The organism is Kitasatospora sp. NPDC086009, from assembly GCF_044540385.1.
Lineage (GTDB): Bacteria > Actinomycetota > Actinomycetes > Streptomycetales > Streptomycetaceae > Kitasatospora.
The window spans coordinates 49,175-70,535 of record NZ_JBITSA010000014.1 but is presented as its reverse complement, the minus strand read 5'-3'; the positions used below and the strand labels follow the sequence as shown (position 1 = coordinate 70,535).

Genomic DNA, 21,361 nt, shown 5'->3' with positions numbered 1-21,361 from the left:
GGTCGGTCGGGCGTCAGCGCTTGGTGGACGGACGGCCCTTGGCACGCGAGGTGCCGGCCGCCCGGCCGCGCTGACCGACCATACCCGCCGGCAGGTCGCCGTCGGCGATCTCCTCGCCCTCCGGGGCCTCGCCGCGCGCCTCCGCGGCGGCGTTCCTGGCCTCCGCGGCCCGCCGCTGGGCGACCCGCTTGGCCAGCGCCTTCATCTCCGGCTGCTCCTCCTTGAGCTGCGCGAGCAGCGGGGTGGCGACGCAGATCGAGGAGTAGGCACCGGCGGCGAGACCGATGAACAGGGCCAGCGAGATGTCGTTCAGCGTGCCGGCGCCCAGGAGGCCGCCACCGATGAACAGCAGCGCCGCCACCGGGAGCAGGGCGACCACCGTGGTGTTCAGCGAGCGGACCAGGGTCTGGTTGAGGCCCGCGTTGGCCGCCTCGCTGTAGGTGATCTTGTTCTGCTTGGTGAGCCCCTTCGCGTTCTCCTTCACGGTGTCGAAGACGACGACCGTGTCGTAGAGCGAGTACCCGAGGATCGTCAGGAAGCCGATCACCGTACCGGGGGTGACCTCGAAGCCCACCAGGGCGTACACCCCGATGGTGATCAGGAGGTCGTGGATGAGGGCGACCAGGGCGGCCACCGCCATCCGCCACTCGAAGGCGATCGCCAGGTAGACCGTCACCAGGACCATGAAGATGATCAGGCCGGTGAGGGCCTTGTTGGAGATCTGCTCACCCCAGCTGGGGCCGATCACCTGGGTGTCGATCTCCGCGATCGGGACGCTGAGCTCCTTGGACAGCTTGTCGGTGAAGACTGCCGAGGAGACCTGGTCCTCGGAGCTGACCTGGATGCGGATCTTCTTGCCGTCGTCCACGGACTGGACCAGCGGGTGCGAGTGGACGATCTTGTCCACCACGTCCTGCGTCTGCGAGATGGTCAGCCCCGGCTTGGCGACGGTGTAGACCGAGCCGCCCTTGAACTCGATGCCGAGTTTCAGGCCCATGGCCAGGCCGACGGCGGCGACCAGCACGATCACGCCGGAGATGCTGTACCAGAGCTTGCGGCGGCCGACGAAGTCGAAGCTGACCTCGCCCTGGTAGAGCCGGTGACCCAGATTGGAGAAGCGCGACACGGTGTCAGGCCTCCTTCACGGCGGCAGAGGAGGAGGAGCTGCGACGACGGGTGCTGCGCAGCGGCGGGCGGGCGCCCAGGCGCTTCGGGTCCAGGCCCGACCACGGGTGACCGTCGGAGAAGAACTTCCGGCGGGCCAGCAGGGTGATCAGCGGCTTGGTGAACAGGAAGATCACCACGACGTCGAGCGCGGTGGTCAGGCCCAGCGTGAACGCGAAGCCCTGCACCTTGCCGACCGAGACCAGGTAGAGCACCGCGGCGCAGAGGAAGGACACGAAGTCCGACACCAGGATGGTGCGCCGGGCGCGCGGCCAGGCCCGCTGGACCGCCGGGCGCAGCGGGGCGCCCTCGCGGACCTCGTCGCGGATGCGCTCGAAGTAGACGATGAAGGAGTCCGCGGTGATACCGATCGCGACGATCGCGCCGCAGACGGCCGGCAGGTTCAGCGCGAAGCCGATCCCCGCGCCGAGCAGGCTCATGATCGAGTAGGTCAGGATCGCCGAGACGATCAGACCCGCGATCGAGACCAGGCCGAGGCCGCGGTAGTAGACCAGCGAGTAGAGGACCACCAGCACCATGCCGATGAGGCCGGCGACCAGGCCCGCCTTCAGCTGGTCGCCGCCGAGCTGCGGCGAGACGGTGGTGACGTCGTCCGTGGTGAACTCCAGCGGCAGCGCGCCGAAGCTCAGCACGTTGGCGAGGTTCTGCGCCTCCGCCTGGCTGAAGCTGCCGGAGATCACGGCCGAGCCGCCGGGGATGGCGTTGCGCACGTACGGGTGGGAGACGACCTGCCCGTCCAGCACGATGGCGAACTGGTTGGTCGGGTCCGGCTGGGCGGCGAGCTTGCCGGTGACGTCGGTGAAGGCGTCGGTGCCCCGGCCGTTGAACTGCAGCGCGACCTGCCAGCCGGCACCCTGCTGGGTGTCGATGGTGGCCTGCGCCTTGGAGACGTCGGCGCCCTTCACCGCGACCGGGCCGAGGGCGAGCTTGTAGAAGATCCCGCGCTCGTCCTTCTGGGTGCAGGCGACGGTCGGCTGCCCCTCGGACTTCTGCAGGTTCTTGCGCTGCTCGGGCTTGGAGCAGTCGATGGCGGCGAACTCGGCGGCCAGCTCCGGCGGCACGGTGCCGGTGGTCATCGCGGCGGAGAGGTCCGGGTTGACCGGTGCGGTGGGCGCGGGAGCGCTCGGGGTCGCGGCGGCGGGCGCGCTCGGAGCGGTGCTCGCGCTGCCGGTGGCGGCCGGGGTCGGGGTGGCGTCGGCGGCGAGCGCCTCACCGACGGCGCGGCCCTGCTTGGTCGCACTGGCGCTGGGGGCGCCGGCGGACGCGGCGGGCGTGCCGGTGGCCGAGGGGGTCGCGCTCGGGGCGGCGCTGCCGCTCGCCGAGGGGGACGCGCTCGGGGCCGGGGCCTGGACACCGCTCGGGGCGAGGGCGAGGACGGGGCGGAAGTAGAGCTGCGCGGTGGTGCCGACCTGGTCGACCGCGCTCTGCTTGTCACCACCCTTGGGGATGTTGACGATGATGTTCCGGTCGCCCTGGGTCTGGACCTCCGCCTCGGAGACGCCCATCCCGTTGACCCGCTGCTCGATGATCCCGGTGGCGATGTCCATGTTGGACTTGTTGATCGCCTTGGGGTCGGTCGACTTCGCGCTCAAGGTGATGCTGGTACCGCCGGCGAGGTCGATACCCAGGCGGGGCTTGGTGTGGCCCGTCCCGAACATGAGGGCGACCAGTCCGACGGTGACCACCAGGATGAGGGCCAGAGCCCGCCCCGGGTAACCGTCGCGCGGGCGCGACTTGGGTGTTGCCACCTTGCTCGTTTCTCCCTGTCCATGCCACCTCCCCTACCGGACCCCCGTCCGGCTCGTGGCGGACGGGGGCATGGCGGATCTGCGGCCCTGAGATCCTGTGGGCTCGCGGCACTACTGACTGCGCCGCGCGGCCGGGCGGGTGCCCGGCCGTACTACTTGGTCGCGGGACCAGCGCCCTCGACGTCGCCCTTGTCGGCGCTGTCCTTGGTGAGCGTCAGCGGCTTGTCCTCGACCGGCTCGACGTCGGCGTCCTCGGCCTCCGGCTCGGACAGCTCGTCCACGGCGGGGCGATCGTTGATGATCGCGTCGTACTCCTGCGGGTCCAGGACCGCCGCCACCGCGCTCTTGGTGAAGTGGGTGACCACGCCGGGCGCGATCTCCAGCTCGACGGTCTCCTCGTTGACCGCCTTCACCTGGGCGTACAGGCCGCCGATGGTGCGCACTCCCGCCCCGGGCTCCAGCGCGGTCTGCATGCTCGCCTGCTGCTGCTGGCGCTTCTTCTGCGACCGGAACATGAGCACGATCGCGATGATCGGGAGGAGAAGGATGATGAGGTTCACTGCAGCCAGGGTCCTTTACGGGCCGCCGGCCGGCGGCCTGTGTGGTAATGGTCGGCCCGTCAGGTGAGAGGGGCGGTCCGGCGGAGTCTAGGCGACCCCGAACTGATCGGACAACGCCAAGCATCGCATCCTGCCGCCGAAAGTGGCGAGCCTGCGCCTGCACAGATTCCCCGGACTTCTCCCCCGGCTTCTCCGCGCGGACCTGCTCAGGCGTCCGTGCGCCCCGATCGCCCCGGTGTCACCCGTTCAGCCCTCGTCCGCCGGGAAAAGTTCCGACTGGGCCGGTACCGCGCCCCTGGTGGTCTGAACCGGCGGGGTCAGGCCGAGGTGCTGCCACGCGGCGGCGGTGGCGATCCGGCCGCGCGGGGTCCGGGCCAGCAGGCCCTCGCGGACCAGGAACGGCTCGGCGACCTCCTCGACCGTCTCGGACTCCTCACCCACCGCGACCGCCAGGGTCGACAGGCCGACCGGTCCGCCGCCGAACAGCCGCAGCAGCGCGTCCAGCACCGCGCGGTCCAGCCGGTCCAGACCGCGGGCGTCCACCTCGTAGACGTCCAGCGCCCGGGCGGCGATCTCCGGGGTGACCACCCCGTCGTGCCGGACCTGCGCGAAGTCGCGGACCCGGCGCAGCAGCCGGTTGGCGATCCGCGGGGTGCCCCGGGAGCGGCCGGCGATCTCGGCGGCGCCGGCCGGGTCGATCTCGACGTCCAGCAGGGCGGCCGAGCGGTGCACCACCCGCTCCAGCTCGGCGGGCGCGTAGAACTCCATGTGGCCGGTGAAGCCGAACCGGTCGCGCAGCGGCGGCGGCAGCAGCCCGGCCCGGGTGGTCGCGCCGACCAGCGTGAACGGCGGCAGCTCCAGCGGGATGGCGGTGGCGCCCGGGCCCTTGCCGACGATCACGTCGACCCGGAAGTCCTCCATCGCCATGTAGAGCATCTCCTCCGCCGGCCGGGACATCCGGTGGATCTCGTCCAGGAAGAGCACCTCGCCCTCGGAGAGCGAGGAGAGGATCGCGGCCAGGTCGCCGGCGTGCTGGATGGCCGGGCCCGAGGTGATCCGGATCGGGGCGCCCAGCTCGGCCGCGATGATCATGGAAAGGGTGGTCTTGCCGAGCCCGGGCGGACCGCTGAGCAGCACGTGGTCCGGCGCGGTCCCGCGCTGCCGGGCGGCCTGCAGCACCAGGGACAGCTGCTCGCGCACCCGCTCCTGGCCGATGAACTCGTCCAGCTGCTTGGGGCGCAGCGCCGCCTCGACCGCCTGGTCCTCGCCGTCGGCGGCGGCCGTCACCAGCCGGTCGGCCGGGTCGGAGTCGTACGGGCTCATCGGTGCGGGCTCCAATGTCGGCAAGGTGACAGATGGTCGGTTCGGTGGAGGGTGGTGGCCGACGCGGCGTCAGCGCGTCCGGTTGAGGGTCCGCAGCGCGGCCCTGAGCAGCGCGCCCACATCGGTGACGGCCTGCGCCTCGGCCTCGGGGGCGACGGCGGTGACCGCCTCGTCCGCCTCGCGCGGCGCGTAGCCGAGGCCGACCAGGGCGGCGTGCAGCTGCTCGCTCCACGGCGCGGGCCCCGCGGCGATCGGCTTCTGGGCCGGGACGCTGCCGTGCGGGGCGCCCAGCTTGTCCTTGTACTCCAACAGCAGCTTGGCGGCCTTCGCCTTGCCGATACCGGGGACGGCGATCAGCGCCTTCTCGTTCCCGGCGGCGACGGCGGCGCGCAGCTCGTCCGGGCTGTGCACGCCGAGCATGGCCTGGGCCAGGCGCGGCCCGACACCGGGCGCGGCCTGGAGGATCTCGAAGACGGCCCGCTCGTCGTCGTCGGCGAAGCCGTACAGCGTGAGCGAGTCCTCCCGGACGACCAGCGAGGTGGCGAGCCGGGCCGGCTCCCCGAGGCGCAGGCCGGCCGCGGTCGCCGGGGTGCACTGGACGGCCATGCCGACGCCGCCGACCTCGACGACGACGGTGCCGCCGCTGACGGCGGCCACCGGCCCTTGGACGAAGGCGATCATCGAGCGGCTCCTCGGGGGGATCGTGCGGAGTACGGGGCCCGGGCGGCGGGCGCGGCCGCGCCGGGCGCGGTCCTGGCGGGCGCCGCCTTGGCGAGCGCCGCGGCGATCCGGTCGCTCGCGCCGCCGCGCCAGATGTGGCAGATGGCCAGCGCCAGCGCGTCGGCGGCGTCGGCCGGCTTGGGCGGGGCGTCCAGTCGCAGCAGCCGCTGCACCATGGCGGTGACCTGGGCCTTGTCGGCCCGGCCGGAGCCGGTGACGGCGGCCTTCACCTCGCTGGGGGTGTGCAGGGTGACGGGGATGCCGCGCCGGGTGGCGCAGAGCATCGCGACCGCGCTGGCCTGCGCGGTGCCCATCACGGTGCGGACGTTGTGCTGGGCGAAGACCCGCTCGACCGCGACCAGGTCGGGCCGGTGCTCGTCGAGCCAGCTCTCGATGCCCTGCTCGACCAGCAGCAGCCGGGGCCCGATGTCCGCCTCGGCGGGCGTGCGCACCACCCCGACGCCGACCATCCTCAGCGGCCGGCCCGGCGCGCCGTCGACCACCCCGATCCCGCACCTGGTCAGCCCCGGGTCCACACCCAGTACCCGCACCTCGACCCCGCCTCTCCGAAACGCGCCGCTCGCCGTGGCGACCTGCGAAGGCTACCGCCAGGGTCGGACAGTCCCACCGACGACACCGGCCCGGTGGTCGTGGGACCACCGGGCCGGGGAGTGGGCACGATCACTCGGCGTCGAGCTGCGCACCGACCTCGTCGCTGATGTCGAAGTTGGCGAAGACGTTCTGCACGTCGTCGCTGTCCTCCAGGGCGTCGATCAGCTTCAGGATCTTGCGGGCGCCGTCGACGTCCAGCTCGACCTGCATGCTCGGGAGGAAGTTGGCCTCGGCCGAGTCGTAGTCGACGCCGGCGTCCACCAGCGCGGTCCGGACGGCGACCATCTTCGAGGCCTCGGAGACGATCTCGAAGGACTCGCCGAGGTCGTTGATCTCCTCGGGCTCCTGGTCGAGGACGACCTCGAACAGCTTGTCCTCGTCGACGCCGTCGGCCTTGGGGACGATCACGACGCCCTTGCGGTTGAACAGGTACGAGACCGAGCCCGGGTCGGCCATCGAGCCGCCATTGCGGGTCATCGCCACGCGCACGTCGGAGGCGGCGCGGTTGCGGTTGTCGGTGAGGCACTCGATGAGGACGGCGACACCGTTCGGGCCGTAGCCCTCGTACATGATCGTCGAGTAGTCGGCCCCGCCGGCCTCCGCGCCCGAGCCGCGCTTGACGGCGCGGTTGATGTTGTCGATCGGGACGGAGCTCTTCTTCGCCTTCTGGATGGCGTCGTACAGCGTGGGGTTGCCGGCCGGGTCGCCGCCGCCGGTGCGCGCCGCCACCTCGATGTTCTTGATCATCTTGGCGAAGAGCTTGCCGCGCTTGGCGTCGATCACGGCCTTCTTGTGCTTGGTGGTAGCCCACTTAGAGTGGCCGGACATCGCCAGCTCCTTTACGTCGCCAAAGGGAAATGAACAGGAGGGATCTTACCGGTGCCGCCGCCGGTGGGGTGCACACGGTCCGCGTGCGGCGGCGAAGCGTTACCGGGCCGCCGCCGCCAGGTGCTCCTCGACCATCCGCACGAAGTAGCCGTGCACCCGGTGGTCGCCGGTGAGCTCGGGGTGGAAGGAGGTCGCCAGCAGGTTGCCCTGGCGTACGGCGACGACGCGGCTCTCCGGACCGTCGGCGGCCGGCAGCTCGGCCAGCACCTCGACGCCCGCGCCGACGGCCTCGACCCAGGGCGCGCGGATGAACACGCCGTGCACCGGGGCGTCGTCCAGGCCGCGGAAGGCGATGCCGGACTCGAAGGACTCGTTCTGGCGGCCGAAGGCGTTGCGGCGCACGGTCATGTCGATGCCGCCCACGGTCTCCTGGTCGTCGCGGCCGTCCAGGATCTTGTCGGCCAGCATGATCATGCCCGCGCAGGTGCCGTAGACCGGCATGCCCCCGGCGACCCGCTCGCGCAGCGGGTCCATCACGCCGAACAGCAGGGCCAGCTTGGACATGGTGGTGGACTCCCCGCCGGGGATCACCAGCGCGTCGACCTCGGCCAGCTCCTCGGCACGGCGCACCGGGCGGGCGAGCGCGTCGGCCTCGGCCAGCGCGACCAGGTGCTCGCGGACATCGCCCTGCAGGGCGAGGACGCCGATGACTGGAGTGCTCACGGTCTCAAACCTCTTCGATCGTTACGTCGTGTGTACGTGGCGCGGCCCGCCGCGCGCCGAGGCGCTGCGGCGGGCCGGCGCTTGGCGCGGGGCCGACTACCAGCCGCGGTTGGCGTAGCGCTCGCTCTCGGGCAGGGTGTCGCAGTTGATGCCGACCATGGCCTCGCCCAGGTTGCGGGAGGCGTCCGCGATGATCTTCGGGTCGTCGAAGAAGGTGGTGGCCTTGACGATCGCGGCGGCACGCTTGGCCGGGTCGCCCGACTTGAAGATGCCGGAGCCGACGAAGACGCCCTCGGCACCGAGCTGGCGCATCAGCGCGGCGTCGGCCGGGGTGGCCACACCACCGGCGGAGAACAGCACGACCGGCAGCTTGCCGAGCTCGGCGACCTCCTTGACCAGCTCGTACGGAGCGCGCAGCTCCTTGGCGGCGGCGAACAGCTCGTTGTTGTCGTAGCCGCGCAGCCGGGCGATCTCGTTCTTGATCTGGCGCAGGTGGCGGACCGCCTCGACGACGTTGCCGGTGCCGGCCTCGCCCTTGGAGCGGATCATGGCCGCACCCTCGGCGATGCGGCGCAGGGCCTCGCCCAGGTTGGTGGCACCGCAGACGAACGGCGTGGTGAACGCCCACTTGTCCGAGTGGTTCACCTCGTCGGCCGGGGTCAGCACCTCGGACTCGTCGATGTAGTCCACGCCGAGCGACTGCAGGACCTGGGCCTCGACGAAGTGGCCGATCCGGGACTTCGCCATGACCGGGATCGAGACCGCGGCGATGATCTCCTCGATCATGTTCGGGTCCGACATGCGCGCGACGCCGCCGTCCTTGCGGATGTCGGCGGGCACCCGCTCCAGCGCCATGACGGCGACAGCGCCGGCATCCTCGGCGATCTTGGCCTGCTCGGCGTTGACCACGTCCATGATCACACCGCCCTTGAGCTGCTCGGCCATGCCGCGCTTGACCCGGGCGGTACCGATCTGCGGCTGGTCTGCGGTGGTGGGGGTGGTGGACACGTGAGACCTCACTCGAAGATGAACCAGTGCTATCGCCCTATGGTAGGCGGAAGAAATGGTCTTTCCATGCGCCATCAAGTCCAGGCTGGCCGACGGGATACGACAAACAGGCCGGATCCGGGCACACCCGGTCCGGCCTGTGAGACGCCCGCTCCTCAGGCCGGAGCACCCTCCGGGGTCAGCGCCGACGGCGGGGCGTCGTCCATCTCGAAGGCCATCGGGAACGGTGCCTTGCCCGCCAGCCGGAAGTAGCGCACCAGCCGGTGTTCGCGCACCGCCCGGGCCGCACGCACCGCGTCGTTGTGGAACCGCCGCGCCATCGGCACCCGGCGCACCGCGGCCGTCAGCTCCTTGACCGCCTCCTCGCCGCCCGGCTCGGCCACCAGCACCGCGAGCTGCTCCGGCTCGGCGAACACCGCCCGCAGCGCCATGCTCAACTGGCTCTCCGCCACCTCGCGCTGCTCGTCGTCGGCCTGCCGGGCCGCGTGCGCCGCGTCCAGCAGCAGCAGCGAGGCCGCCGGGTCCAGCAGCGAGGAGGCCGCCAGCTCGATCGCGACCGAGGCCCGCCGGACCAGCTGCGCGTCCAGCGCCGCCCGGGCGGCGTCGATCCGGGCGTGCAGCCGGTCCAGTCGGCCGGCCGTCCAACTCAGGTACATGCCGAACAGCACCACGGCCACGGCGGCCCAGATCCAGGTAGTCACGGGGCGCTACGCTACCGGGTGCCCGGCATCAGCCCTCGGCGGTGGCACTCCGGTAGCTGGCGCGGTCGATGTCCTCGACGTTCACCGCGGTGAACAGCCGGGTGCCCGGCGCCGGCGCGATCCGCTCCGCCAGCAGCGCCAGCACGGCGTCGCCGAGCGCCGCCTTCGCCTCGGGGGTACGGCCCGGGAAGATCTGGAACTCGACGTACACCTGGGCGTCGCCCGCGCCCTCGCCGTCCTCGACGCCCACCACGAACTCCCGCACCTCGCGGAAGACCGTCTTGCACGCCTCCGGGCTCGCGTCGATGGTCTTCACCACCAGCCGGTTGATCGCCAGGCCCAGCGCACGCCGGTCGAAGGCGCCGGACAGGCTCGGGGAGTAGTCGACGGAGATCTGCGGCATCCGGTGCCTCCAGGGTCACGATGATCGGTGGTTCAGGCAGCCCAACCCCGGACGGCCCCCGCCGATTCCCGGCCGGCCGGCCCCCGGACGCCGGAGGTCAGTCCCGGGCCAGCCCGAACCGCCCGCGCCGGCCGCCGCGCTCGTCCTCGCCGACCACCGCCACCGCGCCGGCCGTCACCGTCTCGTACACCGCCAGGATGTCCGCACCGACCGTCGACCAGTCGAACCGCCGCACGTGCCGGGACGCCGCCTTGCGCAGCTCCTCCAGGCGACCCGGGTCCCCCAGCAGCCGCAGTGCCGCCGCGGCCAGCGCGTCCGCGTCCTCCACCGGGAACAGCTCCCCCGCGTCCCCGCCGTCCAGCACCTGCTTGAACGCGTCCAGGTCGCTCGCCAGCACCGGGGCGCCCGCCGACATCGCCTCCACCAGGATGATCCCGAAGCTCTCGCCACCGGTGTTCGGCGCCACGTACAGGTCGACGCTGCGCAGCAGCCGGGCCTTGTCCCGGTCGCTCACCATGCCGAGGAACTCCACCTGCGCGCGGACCTCCGGCGCCAGGCCGGCGACCGCCTCCTCCTCGTCGCCCTTGCCGGCCACCAGCAGCCGCACCCCCGGCCGCTCGGCCAGGATCCGCGGCAGGGCCGCCAGCAGCGTCGGCAGGCCCTTGCGCGGCTCGTTGATCCGGCCGATGAAACCGATCGTGCCGGGCTCGCCGGACGCCGCCCCACCCGTCCAGCGCGCGTCCGGCTCCGCCTCCGCGAAGAAGCCGACGTCCACCCCGTTGGGAATCACCACCGCGTCCCCGCCCAGGTGCTCCACCAGGGTCCGCCGGGCGTACTCGCTCACCGCGATCCGCGCCCGCATCTTCTCCAGGCCGGGCTGCAGGATCGGCGAGGCCGCGATCATCGCCCGCGACCGCGGATTGGACGTGTGGAAGGTGCCGACCATCGGCCCCGACGCCGACCAGGCGGCCAGCATCGACAGGCTCGGCGAGGCCGGCTCGTGCACGTGCAGGATGTCGAACCGGCCCTCGTTCAGCCAGCGCCGGACCCTGGCCGCCGAGAGGATGCCGAAGCTCAGCCGCGCGACCGAGCCGTTGTACGGCACCGCCACCGCCCGCCCCGCCGAGACCACGTACGGCGGCAGCGCCTCGTCGTCCTCCGCGGGCGCCAGCACCGACACCTCGTGGCCGAGGCCGATCAGGTGCTCGGCCAGGTCCCGGATGTGGAACTGCACCCCGCCGGGAACGTCCCAGTCGTACGGGCAGACGATGCCGATCTTCACTGGTTCCTCGTGATCCTGTAGGTGCGGCGGGTGCGGCGGGTCAGGGCCCGGAGGCCTCGGCGGCGGGCTCGCCGGCCGGAGCGGGGCGGGTGGCGCCGGCCGGCCGCGCCGGCTCCTCCACCGCCGCGCGGACCGGCAGGTCCGCCAGCCAGAACCGCTGCAGCATGTGCCAGTCCTCGGGGTGCTCGCGGATCCCCTGCTCCCAGACGTCAGCCATGGCCTGCACCATCGCCTGGGTCTTCTCCTTGCGGTCCCCCTCCGGCGGCGGAACGATCTCGGGGTGGATCCGCGCCCGCAGCAGCGGGCCGTCGTACCAGAGCGAGACCGGCAGCAGCGCCGCCCCGGTCCGCTGGCAGAGCGCCGCCGGACCGGCCGGCATCCTGGTCGCCTCCCCGAAGAAGGACACCTCGATCCCGGCCTCCGAGAGGTCCCGGTCGCCGACCAGGCAGACCAGCTTCCCCTCCCGCAGCCGGCGGGCCAGCGTACCGACGACGTTCACCCCGCCGCCGGTCAACGCGAGCACCTCCATGCCCAGGCTCTCCCGGAACGCCACGAAGCGGTCGAACAGCTTCTCGGGCTTCAGCCGCTCCGCGACCGTGGTGAACGGGTACCCCTCCAGCGCCACCCAGGCGCCCGCGAGGTCCCAGTTCCCCATGTGCGGCAGCGCGACGACCGCGCCGCGGCCGGACTCCATCGCCTCCCGCAGCTGCTCGAAGCCGGCCACCTGCACATCGCGGGCCACCCGCTGCCGGCTCCACACCGGCAGCCGGAAGGACTCCATCCAGTACCGCATGTACGACCGCATCCCGGCCCGCGACAACTCCCGCAGCCCGGCCTCGTCCAGCCCCGGCCGGACCCGCCGCAGGTTCGCCTCCAGCTGAAGCACCCGCTTGCCGCGCCTGCGCCAGGCGAAGTCGGCGATCCGGTCGAACACGCCCCGCGCCACCGGCTCCGGCAGGTGCCGCAGCACCGCCCAGCCCGACGCGTAGGCCGAGTACACCAGTCGGTCCTTCACCGAAGGCCCGCCCCCCATCAGCTCCCGGCCGCCGCTCGGTCGGCCTCGAACGCCTCGCGGCGCACCGTCAGCATCCGCTGGAACACCGTGACCAGGCTGCCCGCGGCCACCAGCCACAGCGCCACCGGCAACAGCCACTCCACATAGGGCACCCCGAAGGTGTGCAGACCCGCGACGCCGGCCGCGACCAGACTGATCACCAGCCGCTCGGCCCGCTCCACCAGCCCCGACACATCACACGGCAGCCCCTGGCTCTCCGCCCGCGCCTTGGTGTACGAGACCACCAGGCCGCTGGCCAGGCAGAAGATCGCCACGGCACAGAGCAGGTCGTTGTCGCCCCCTCCCGCGTACCACATCGCCAGCCCGCCGAAGATCGCGGCGTCCGCGACCCGGTCCAGCGTGGAGTCCAGGAAGGCACCCCACTTGGTGGACCGGCCCAGCTGCCGCGCCATGTTCCCGTCCACCAGGTCCGAGAAGATGAACAGCGTGATCGTGATGGTGCCCCAGAAGAACTCCCCACGCGGGAAGAACACCAGCGCACCGGCGACCGAACCGGCGGTACCGATCAGCGTCACGGCGTCCGGGCTCACACCCAGCCGGATCAGGAACGCGGCGAACGGGGTCAGGACACGTGTGAAGAAGGCACGCGCGTATTTGTTGAGCATGGCCTTCCGGACCGCTCCGATCTCCCTGGTACCCGCCTGCGGCGGAGTACGCGGCAGACGGCCGGACGGATCAGCCCACCCGGCGCACCCATCGTAGCCACGCCCACGACACCCCTCCGCGCACCGCACCGCCCGCCCGCCCCCACCGCCCGCCCTCCCGCGACCCCCGGCGCACGGCCGCACACACCCGGTCACCGCGAACCCCCAGAACACGCGCCCCCGCGAACACCGCCCCTAGACTTTTCACGTCAGCCTCGGCGCGACGGGAGGAGACCCCGATGCCCGACCGCAGCACCGCACGATCCGGCCAGGCGCCCAGCGTCACCGACCCCGGACAGCTGCGCAACGTCGTCCTCATCGGCTGCAGCGGCGTGGGCAAGACCACCCTCGCCGAATCCCTCGCCCTCACCGCCGGCGCCCTCGGCCGGGCCGGCCGCGTCACCGACGGCAACACCGTCTCCGACCACGAGGACATCGAGCACCAGCAGCAGCGCTCCGTCCAGCTCTCGCTGCTCCCCCTCGAATGGAACGGCGTCAAGGTCAACCTGATCGACCCGCCCGGCCACCCCGACTTCACCGCCGACCTGCGGGCCGCCCTGCACGCCGCCGACGGCGCCGTCTTCGTCGTCTCGGCCACCGACCCGGTCACCACCCCCACCCGCGCCCTCTGGCGCGAGTGCGCCGCCGAAGGCATCCCCCGCGCCATCGCCGTCGCCAAGTTCGACATCGCCCGCAGCGACTTCGACGACATCCTCACGGCCTGCCACGACGCCTTCGGGCTCGGCCCGGACACCCTGCGCCCGCTCTTCCTCCCCGTCCACCACGACGGCCACCCCGCCGGCACCGTCGACCTGCTCACCGGCCGCACCTACGGCGAGGCCGAACCGCTGCCCGACACCGGCCCCGCCCGCGAGAGCCTCGTCGAAGCCATCTCCGGCCAGGACGACACCCTCATGGAGCGCTACCTCGCCGGCGAACCGCTCGACACCGACGCCCTCGAAGCCGGTCTGCGCCGCGAAGTCCTCGCCTGCGCCCTGCACCCCGCCCTGCCCACCACCGACCGCGGCCTCGGCTCGGCCGAACTCCTCGACCTCATCACCACCGCGTTCCCCGACCCCACCGAACGCACCCGCCCCGGCCCCGACTGCGACCCCGACGCCCCCCTCGCCGCCCAGGTCGTCCGCGTCACCGCCGACGCCTACGTCGGCCGGATCAGCCTGCTGCGGATCTACGCCGGCACCCTGCGCCCCGACACCCACATCCACCTCACCGGCCCCGACCACCCCGAGGACCAGACCGGCGACGAACGCGTCACCGGCCTCACCAGCCCGTTCGGCAAGCTCCAGCGGCCCGTCCCGCACGCCGTCGCCGGAGACCTCGTCTGCGCCGCCAAGGTCAGCACCGCCCGCCCCGGCGACACCGTCCACGAACCCGGCCACCCCGTGAAGCTCGACGGCTGGCCACTGCCCGAACCGCTCCTGCCGATCGCCATCGAGGCGCACAGCAAGGGCGACGACGACCGGCTCTCCCAGGCCCTCGCCCGGCTCACCGCCGAAGACCCGGCGCTGCGTCTGGAACAGAACCCCGACACCCACCAGCTGGTCCTCTGGTGCACCGGCGAGGCCCACGCCGAGGTCGTCCTCGACCGGCTCCGCGGCCGGCACGGCGTCCACGTCGACACCGTCGAACCCAAGGTCGCCCTGCGCGAGACCTTCGGCACCGCCGCCGCCGGCCACGGCCGACTGGTCAAGCAGTCCGGCGGGCACGGCCAGTACGCGATCTGCGAGCTGGAGGTCGAACCGCTGCCGGCCGGCGCCGGCTTCGAGTTCCGGGAACACGTCGTCGGCGGCGCCGTGCCCAAGCACTTCATCCCCTCGGTGGAGAAGGGCGTCCGCGCCCAGCTCGCCAAGGGCGTCGGCGCCGGGTACCCGCTCGTCGACATCCGGGTCACCCTCACCGACGGCAAGGCGCACTCCGTCGACTCCTCCGACTCCGCCTTCCAGAACGCCGCCGCCCTCGCCCTGCGCGACGCCGCGGAACACGCCGTCATCCGACTGCTCGAACCGGTCTCCGCGGTCAGCGTCCTGCTGCCCGACGACTACCTCGGCGCCGTCCTCGGCGACCTCTCCGCCCGCCGCGGCCGGGTCCTCGGCACCGAGACCGGCGGCCCGGGCCTCACCCTGCTCCGCGCCGAGGTCCCCGAGCTCGAACTCGTCCGCTACCCCGTCGACCTGCGCTCCCTCACCCACGGCACCGCCGAGTTCTCCCGCGCCCATCTGCGCCACGAACCCATGCCCGCCACCCTCGCGGCCAAGCACACCGCCTGACGGTCCCGCGGCCTCAGCGCCTCGGCAGCGCGCAGGCCGGCGTCCCGCCCGGCATCCGGTGCCGGTTCTTCGCCACCCAGCGGTACAGCCCGTCCGCGAGCGGCCGCACCGGCGCCAGCGCCAGTACCCCGCCCAGGTACGCCCAGACCCCGCCCGACCGCATCAGCAGCCGCGCCACCGCCTGCGCACCGCCGTACACCCGGCCGGCCGGCGTCACCCAGAGCACCTCGCGCCCGGCCCGCTCCCAGGACACCTCGCCGCGCCCGCCGGCCAGCGCGTCCAGCCCGGCGAGATCCGCGAACTGGAACGGCTCCGCCTCCCAGCCGCCCGACGCCAGGGTCTGGCGCAGGTACCGCTCCGCCCAGCCGGCACACGTCGTGCAGAACGCGCAGTCCCCGTCGAAAACCAGCACCGGATCCTTCATCACGGCTCCCTCCGTACGGCCCATGCGCCCATCGTGCACCATTGCGCCCGTCCACCCCCGCACACGGGTATCGCCCGGCGCAAAGGTGGGCATCATGCCCCACGAGCGCGTACTGGCCCGAACGTGACGGCACTTCAGACGATCATCCGCGCGCCGGTACCGCGGCGCGGTACCCTGCCGCTGACAAGGGGAGGAGGGGAAGCCACCGTGACGACACTCGACATGACCCCGGGTGCGCAGATACCCCGGACCGACACCGGCCCGCAGACCGCCGTCACCCAGGCGCTCTCCTCGGCCGCCTACCGCGACGGCGAGGTCCGCGGCTTCGTCGAGACCGTCGCCAACGCCACCGAGAAGAAGGGCCGCTTCGCCCTCTTCCGCCCCAACCTCGGCGAGGCCTTCAGCCGCGCCGTGATCGGACGCACCCTCGGCGGCGACCGCAAGCCCCTCGTCCCGTCCTTCGGCATCGACACCCGGCAGATCGTCGAGCACTGCCTGGCCGCCGAGGACCTGCGCGCCGCCCGGGACCGCCGGCTCACCACCGTCACCCTCGTCACCGGTCTGCTCTTCCTGCCCGGCGCCCTGGTCTGGCTCGGCGCCTTCCAGCTCCGCGCCTGGCTCAAGCGGGACAGCCCCAGGAACGCCGGCGTCGTCGGCGCGGTGGTCCTCCTCGTGGCGGCCGCCGTCGGCGTGCTGCTCGCCCTCAAGCCGCCCGCCGGCGGCCTGTTGGGCGTCTACCTGCGCATCGTGATGCTCGCACCGGTCGTCGGCTGGTACCTCGCCAAGCGCATCGTCGTCGGCACCGCCGTCGACCTGCGCAACCGCTGGCGCGACCTCGTCGAGGGCAACGCCGTGGCCGCGACCGTCCCCATGGCCGTCCCGCGCGACGACCTGGACAAGAAGGCCGCCGACCTGCGCGCCAAGCTCGGCCGGCTCGAAGCCGAGCAGGACACCAACATCCAGCACTACGCCGGTCCCAAGGGGATCCTCGGCGCCGGCCGACGCTGGGGCGAGTGGAAGATGGTCGACGCCCTGCGCCCGGCCGAGGGCCACGCCGACTTCCGCGCGTTCCACCCCTGGGACCTCGTCCGCAAGATCGCCGGGCACCTCAAGGGCCTCGGCATCAGCGAGGTCGCCAACAGCGGCATTCCCAACGTCGCCGTCAAGCAGTGGGTGGTCTTCGAGGTCGGCGAGGGCGCCGACGAGATCGGCCGCCCCGGCAACGCCGACATGGACGGCGACCGGATGCGCGACTTCGCCGTCCAGGCCATAGCGGACAAGCAGACCTTCCCCGGCGGCCCCCGGCACTACCTCGCCACCCAGTTCGTCACCCACGACGGCAAGCTGGTGCTCACCTTCACCGTCACCGTCGTCCTGCTCGCGCACACCATGAACGTCAGCGTGGCCGGCTACGCGCTCGGCCCGGTCAACGGCGTCTTCTCCGACAAGCCCAAGGACAAGGAGAAGTCCGTCCCGAAGAGCCTGAAGTTCTGGGAGGAGCGGACGGTCAAGCTCCCACTGATCGACAACGACGAGGTGGTCCGGCAGGCCGTCCGCGCCCCCCTCCACCGCAGCCCCGGACTGCTCGCCTGGCTCGGCGGCGGCCTCGGCCTGCCCGAGCCGTTCGGCCTGCGCCACGTCTGGGCCGCACCGCCCTGGAACACCCGGTCGATGACCGACAACGCGCTCAACGCCGCCACCCCGGTGCTCACCGCCGTCCACGCGGCCGTGCTGGAGTTCCTGGAGGAGCACGACCTCGACACCGAGCGCTTCTTCAAGAACCGCGCCTCGATCATCAAGTCCGAGGCGCAGGGCACCCGGCCCTACAAGGTCGACCAGTACGACGCGGGCTGAGCGGCCCGACGCAGAGCAGGGGAAAGGGGCCCACCGGTTCTCCGGTGGGCCCCTTTCCCCTGTGGTCCAGCCCTGCGGTTCAGCCCTGCGGCCAGGCCTCGGCCAGCATCTTGCGGGTGTCCGCCAGCAGCTGCGGCAGCACCTTGGTGTGGCCGACCACCGGCATGAAGTTGGTGTCCCCGCCCCAGCGCGGCACCACGTGCTGGTGCAGGTGCGCCGCGATCCCGGCGCCCGCCGCCGCGCCCTGGTTCATCCCGATGTTGAACCCGTGCGCGCCCGAGGCCGCCCGCAGCGCCGCCATCGCCTTCTTGGTGAACACGGCCAGCTCGGCCGTCTCCGCGTCGTCCAGCTCGGTGTAGTCCGCGACGTGCCGGTACGGGACCACCATCAGGTGCCCGCCGTTGTACGGGTACAGGTTGAGCACCGCGAACACGGAGTTCCCGCGCGCGACGACCAGCCCTTCCTCGTCGCTCAGCGACGGGATCGAGCAGAACGGACAACCGTCGTCCGGAGCCGGACCGGTGGGCTTGTTCTCGCCCTGGATGTAGGCCATCCGATGGGGGGTCCACAGGCGGCGGAAGCCGTCCGGCTCGCCGACGCCCCGCTGCAGTTCCGGCTCAGTCGTCATGCTGATCAGCATATTCGCCCGGCGTGGCTTGCAAAGCAGTGCGGGGCAGACTCCGTGTGGAGACTGCCCCGCGAACCCCGCTGACGCGGGGCGGGAGGTCACACCTGGACGCGACGCTCCACCGCGTCGACGATCTCGGCGACCGCCTCGGCGAGCGGCACGCCGTTCTTCTGCTCGCCGTTGCGGTAGCGGAACGACACCGCGCCCGCCTCGACGTCGTCGTTGCCCGCGATCAGCATGAACGGCACCTTGCTCTTCTGCGCGTTCCGGATCTTCTTCTGCATCCGGTCGTCCGAGGTGTCGACCTCGACCCGGATGCCGCGCTTCTTCAGCTCGGCCGCGACCTCCAGCAGGTACGGCACGTGCTCGTCGGTGATCGGGATGCCGGTCACGGTGACCGGGGCCAGCCACGGCGGCATGGCGCCGGCGTAGTGCTCCAGCAGCACCGCGAAGAACCGCTCGATCGAGCCGAACAGCGCACGGTGGATCATGACCGGCCGCTGACGCGAGCCGTCCGCCGCCGTGTACTCCAGGTCGAAGCGCTCGGGCAGGTTGAAGTCGAGCTGAATGGTCGACATCTGCCAGGTCCGGCCGATCGCGTCCTTCGCCTGGACGGAGATCTTCGGGCCGTAGAAGGCCGCGCCGCCCGGGTCCGGGACCAGCGGCAGGCCCTGCTTCTCGGCCACGTTCGCGAGCACGGCGGTGGCCTCCTCCCAGGCCTCGTCCGAACCGACGAACTTGACCGGGTCCTTGGTGGAGAGCTCCAGGTAGAAGTCGGTCAGACCGTAGTCCCGCAGCAGGTTGAGCACGAAGGTCAGCGTGGAGTCGAGCTCCTCCGCCATCTGCTCACGGGTGCAGTAGATGTGCGCGTCGTCCTGGGTGAAGCCGCGGGCGCGGGTCAGGCCGTGCACCACGCCGGACTTCTCGTACCGGTACACCGTGCCGAACTCGAAGAGGCGCAGCGGCAGTTCACGGTACGAGCGGCCGCGCGCGTCGAAGATCAGGTTGTGCATCGGGCAGTTCATGGGCTTCAGGTAGTAGTCCACGCCCTCGTCGAGCTGCATGGGCGGGTACATACCGTCCGCGTACCAGTCCAGGTGGCCGCTCTTCTCGAAGAGCTTCCCCTTGGTGGCGTGCGGGGTGTAGACGAACTCGTAGCCCTCCTCCTCGTGCCGGCGGCGCGAGTAGTCCTCCATGGCGCGGCGGATGATGCCGCCCCTGGGGTGGAAGACGGCGAGGCCGGAGCCGATCTCCTCGGGGATGGAGAAGAGGTCGAGCTCGTTGCCGAGCTTGCGGTGGTCGCGCTTCTCGGCCTCGACCAGGAAGTCGAGGTGCGCCTTCAGCTCGTCCTTGGTCGGCCAGGCGGTGCCGTAGATGCGCTGCAGCATGGGGTTGCGCTCGCTGCCGCGCCAGTAGGCGGCGGCGTTGCGCATCAGCTTGAAGGCCGGGATGTGCCGGGTGGACGGCAGGTGCGGGCCGCGGCAGAGGTCGCCCCAGCAGAGGTCGCCGCTCTTGGCGTCCAGGTTGTCGTAGATGGTCAGCTCGCCCGCGCCGACCTCGACGTCGGCGCCCTCGCCGGCGGTGGCGGCGGAGCCCTTGAGGCCGATCAGCTCCAGCTTGTACGGCTCGGCGGCCAGCTCCTCGGCGGCGGCCTCGTCGGTGACCACCCGGCGGGAGAACTTCTGGCCCTTCTTGATGATCTCCTGCATCTTCTTCTCGATGGCCTTGAGGTCATCGGGGTGGAACGGCTTCTCGACGTCGAAGTCGTAGTAGAAGCCGTCCTTGACCGGCGGGCCGATGCCGAGCTTCGCCTCCGGGAAGAGCTGCTGCACGGCCTGGGCCATGACGTGCGCGGTGGAGTGGCGCAGGATGTCCAGGCCGTCCTTGCTGCCGATCTCGACCGGCTCGACCTCGTCGCCGTCCTGCACGGCGTACGCGAGGTCCTTGAGCTGGCCGGCGATGCGCGCGGCGATGATCGAGCGGTCGTCGGCGAAGAGCTCGGCGGCCGTAGTGCCCGTGGTCACCACGCGCTCTTCCCGATCGGGTTCGCGGTTGATGATTACCCGGACGTCCGTCACCGGTCTCTCCTGACGTGCTGGATTCATAGGACGCAACACGGCGCTGCGCGTGACGATGGTACCGAGAGCACCACCCCCACCGTGCACCTACGCCCCCGCTCCCCCTTCTCCCAGGGTCTTCAGCAGCCGCTCCCGCTCGGCCTCCTCCAGACCGCACGGCTCCAGCGCTCCCGGGTGGGTGAGCCGCCGGAACCCGCCGCGGCGCTCCAACCGGCCGCTGACCCGCACCGGAGCCCCGGCCAGGTGGGCCTCGACGGCCACCCGGTAGGCGGGGTCGGCGAGCCGCACCCGGACCTCGCTGACCTCCGCGCCGCCGAGCACCTTCAGCCGGACGGTGCCCGGTCCGGCGGGGTCGGCGCGCTTGAGCCGGACGACCAGGCCGACCACGGTGACGGCGACCGCCGGTTCGATCCGCTCCAGCAGGGCGGCCGCCTCCTCCAGCGCGGGGAGGTCCCCGGGCGAGAACTCCAGGGCGATCCGCCGGTCGCCGAAACCGCCGGGCGGGCCGGCGGCGGCCGACCAGGCGACGGACAGCTGGGCCGCCGTGGCGCCGCGCACCAGGTCCTCGACGGACTGCACCAGCTCCCGGCTGACTCCCGCCTGCACCGCGTTCTCGAAGGCCTCCGGGCCGCCGCTGACCCGCCGGTAGTCCACGGCGTCCCGCAGCGCCTCCAGGGCCCGGACCAGGGTGGTGACCACCGCCCGCCCCTCGGGCGCCGGGGTGTACGCGGTGAGTCCGGCGGCGCCGTCCGCCGCCGGACCGCCGCCGACCACCAGGACCTGCTCCAGGAAGTCCCCGGCCCAGGTGTCCAGCCGGGCGCCGAAGTAGGCGGCCCTGGTCCGCCCGGCCTTGGCGCCGGCCGCCAGCATCGCCCGGGCCGCCCGCTGGAGCCGCTCGGCGCCGTCCCAGGGCGCGGTGCCGGCCGGACCGGGGAGTTCGCGCCGCCACTGCAGCTCGTCCCCCGGCACCGCCAGGGCGAGCAGGATCGAGCGGGCGGACGGGCTGCGGGAGCGCGACAGCGCGGTGACGGCGTCGGCGAGCAGCTCGACGGCGTCGTCGAAGCCCTCCCCGGCCGGGACCAGCAGGCTGGTGCCCGGGTCGGAATCGCCCGGGGGCGTCCAGCGGCCGTACCGGGCCGAGGGGCCGCCGCGCCGGACCCAGCCGTGCCGGGCGAGCAGCGTGGTGAGCACCGCCGGGTCGACGGCCGCCGGGTCGGGCAGCGCCCGGGAGGCCTCCTGCGGCCCGTGTGGCAGCGTCATGGTCCTGCTCCTCCCCG

The 21,361-nt window shown here is 72.4% G+C and carries 20 protein-coding genes; 2 read left to right on the top strand and 18 right to left on the bottom strand.

All coding sequences use genetic code 11. The annotated features are described in order from the left end of the window. Positions 1 to 13: 13 nt before the first annotated feature. The 14 genes from secF to pgsA form a co-directional block, all read right to left on the bottom strand. A complete protein-coding gene (secF, locus tag ACIF6L_RS28015) occupies positions 14 to 1,126 on the bottom strand; it encodes a protein translocase subunit SecF (protein ID WP_396489612.1) in 1,113 nt (370 codons plus the stop codon). Positions 1,127 to 1,130: 4 nt separating this feature from the next. Beyond that, positions 1,131 to 2,933 carry a protein translocase subunit SecD gene (secD, locus tag ACIF6L_RS28010; protein WP_396489610.1) on the bottom strand — a complete coding sequence of 601 codons (1,803 nt, stop codon included), beginning with the start codon at positions 2,931 to 2,933 and terminating at the stop codon, positions 1,131 to 1,133. 152 nt (positions 2,934 to 3,085) lie between these two features. Then, on the bottom strand, positions 3,086 to 3,493 hold the full coding sequence (yajC, locus tag ACIF6L_RS28005; RefSeq protein WP_396489608.1) for a preprotein translocase subunit YajC: 408 nt from the start codon (positions 3,491 to 3,493) through the stop codon (positions 3,086 to 3,088). Positions 3,494 to 3,739: 246 nt separating this feature from the next. After that, positions 3,740 to 4,816, bottom strand: a complete 1,077-nt coding sequence (ruvB, locus tag ACIF6L_RS28000) for a Holliday junction branch migration DNA helicase RuvB (RefSeq protein ID WP_329486817.1) — start codon at positions 4,814 to 4,816, stop codon at positions 3,740 to 3,742. Between the two features lie 69 nt (positions 4,817 to 4,885). Beyond that, positions 4,886 to 5,497, bottom strand: coding sequence for a Holliday junction branch migration protein RuvA (gene ruvA, locus ACIF6L_RS27995; RefSeq protein WP_329486818.1), 612 nt, complete (start codon positions 5,495 to 5,497; stop codon positions 4,886 to 4,888). Next, complete coding sequence (gene ruvC, locus ACIF6L_RS27990; protein ID WP_329486819.1) at positions 5,494 to 6,087, bottom strand: crossover junction endodeoxyribonuclease RuvC; 594 nt, start codon at positions 6,085 to 6,087, stop codon at positions 5,494 to 5,496. The genes ruvA and ruvC overlap by 4 nt, the downstream gene beginning before the upstream one ends. A 130-nt stretch (positions 6,088 to 6,217) precedes the next feature. Further along, positions 6,218 to 6,976, bottom strand: a complete 759-nt coding sequence (locus ACIF6L_RS27985; RefSeq protein ID WP_329486820.1) for a YebC/PmpR family DNA-binding transcriptional regulator — start codon at positions 6,974 to 6,976, stop codon at positions 6,218 to 6,220. A gap of 99 nt (positions 6,977 to 7,075) precedes the next feature. Next, positions 7,076 to 7,699, bottom strand: a complete 624-nt coding sequence (pdxT, locus tag ACIF6L_RS27980) for a pyridoxal 5'-phosphate synthase glutaminase subunit PdxT (RefSeq protein WP_329486821.1) — start codon at positions 7,697 to 7,699, stop codon at positions 7,076 to 7,078. A gap of 96 nt (positions 7,700 to 7,795) precedes the next feature. Continuing rightward, positions 7,796 to 8,707 (bottom strand): pyridoxal 5'-phosphate synthase lyase subunit PdxS, encoded by a 912-nt coding sequence (pdxS, locus tag ACIF6L_RS27975; protein ID WP_329486822.1) that lies wholly within the window; start codon positions 8,705 to 8,707, stop codon positions 7,796 to 7,798. 155 nt (positions 8,708 to 8,862) lie between these two features. Beyond that, positions 8,863 to 9,408: a hypothetical protein gene (locus ACIF6L_RS27970; RefSeq protein WP_396489604.1), complete on the bottom strand. Its 546-nt coding sequence runs from the start codon at positions 9,406 to 9,408 to the stop codon at positions 8,863 to 8,865. 28 nt (positions 9,409 to 9,436) lie between these two features. Continuing rightward, positions 9,437 to 9,811 (bottom strand): isomerase, encoded by a 375-nt coding sequence (locus ACIF6L_RS27965; protein ID WP_359808760.1) that lies wholly within the window; start codon positions 9,809 to 9,811, stop codon positions 9,437 to 9,439. A gap of 97 nt (positions 9,812 to 9,908) precedes the next feature. Further along, entirely contained in the window at positions 9,909 to 11,093 is a 1,185-nt protein-coding gene (locus tag ACIF6L_RS27960) for a glycosyltransferase family 4 protein (RefSeq protein ID WP_329486826.1), read from the bottom strand. A gap of 40 nt (positions 11,094 to 11,133) precedes the next feature. Further along, positions 11,134 to 12,126, bottom strand: a complete 993-nt coding sequence (locus ACIF6L_RS27955; RefSeq protein WP_396489602.1) for a phosphatidylinositol mannoside acyltransferase — start codon at positions 12,124 to 12,126, stop codon at positions 11,134 to 11,136. Further along, complete coding sequence (pgsA, locus tag ACIF6L_RS27950) at positions 12,126 to 12,773, bottom strand: phosphatidylinositol phosphate synthase (protein ID WP_352293275.1); 648 nt, start codon at positions 12,771 to 12,773, stop codon at positions 12,126 to 12,128. Before pgsA ends, ACIF6L_RS27955 begins: the two co-directional genes overlap by 1 nt. A 278-nt stretch (positions 12,774 to 13,051) precedes the next feature. On the opposite strand from pgsA, the gene ACIF6L_RS27945 reads away from it, so the two are divergent. After that, positions 13,052 to 15,100, top strand: a complete 2,049-nt coding sequence (locus ACIF6L_RS27945; RefSeq protein WP_396489599.1) for an elongation factor G-like protein EF-G2 — start codon at positions 13,052 to 13,054, stop codon at positions 15,098 to 15,100. A gap of 13 nt (positions 15,101 to 15,113) precedes the next feature. On the opposite strand, the gene ACIF6L_RS27940 is transcribed toward ACIF6L_RS27945, so the two are convergent. Further along, on the bottom strand, positions 15,114 to 15,548 hold the full coding sequence (locus ACIF6L_RS27940) for a thiol-disulfide oxidoreductase DCC family protein (protein ID WP_396489597.1): 435 nt from the start codon (positions 15,546 to 15,548) through the stop codon (positions 15,114 to 15,116). Positions 15,549 to 15,731: 183 nt separating this feature from the next. Here ACIF6L_RS27940 and ACIF6L_RS27935 point away from each other — a divergent pair, with 183 nt between their 5' ends. After that, complete coding sequence (locus ACIF6L_RS27935) at positions 15,732 to 17,378, top strand: hypothetical protein (RefSeq protein WP_352293271.1); 1,647 nt, start codon at positions 15,732 to 15,734, stop codon at positions 17,376 to 17,378. Positions 17,379 to 17,457: 79 nt separating this feature from the next. Here the strand turns inward: ACIF6L_RS27935 and ACIF6L_RS27930 are convergent, their stop codons facing one another. The 3 genes from ACIF6L_RS27930 to ACIF6L_RS27920 form a co-directional block, all read right to left on the bottom strand. Next, positions 17,458 to 18,018 carry an HIT domain-containing protein gene (locus ACIF6L_RS27930; protein ID WP_329486834.1) on the bottom strand — a complete coding sequence of 187 codons (561 nt, stop codon included), beginning with the start codon at positions 18,016 to 18,018 and terminating at the stop codon, positions 17,458 to 17,460. Between the two features lie 86 nt (positions 18,019 to 18,104). Then, complete coding sequence (thrS, locus tag ACIF6L_RS27925; RefSeq protein WP_359808770.1) at positions 18,105 to 20,084, bottom strand: threonine--tRNA ligase; 1,980 nt, start codon at positions 20,082 to 20,084, stop codon at positions 18,105 to 18,107. Between the two features lie 87 nt (positions 20,085 to 20,171). Beyond that, on the bottom strand, positions 20,172 to 21,344 hold the full coding sequence (locus tag ACIF6L_RS27920) for a hypothetical protein (RefSeq protein ID WP_396489595.1): 1,173 nt from the start codon (positions 21,342 to 21,344) through the stop codon (positions 20,172 to 20,174). Positions 21,345 to 21,361 lie beyond the last annotated feature (17 nt).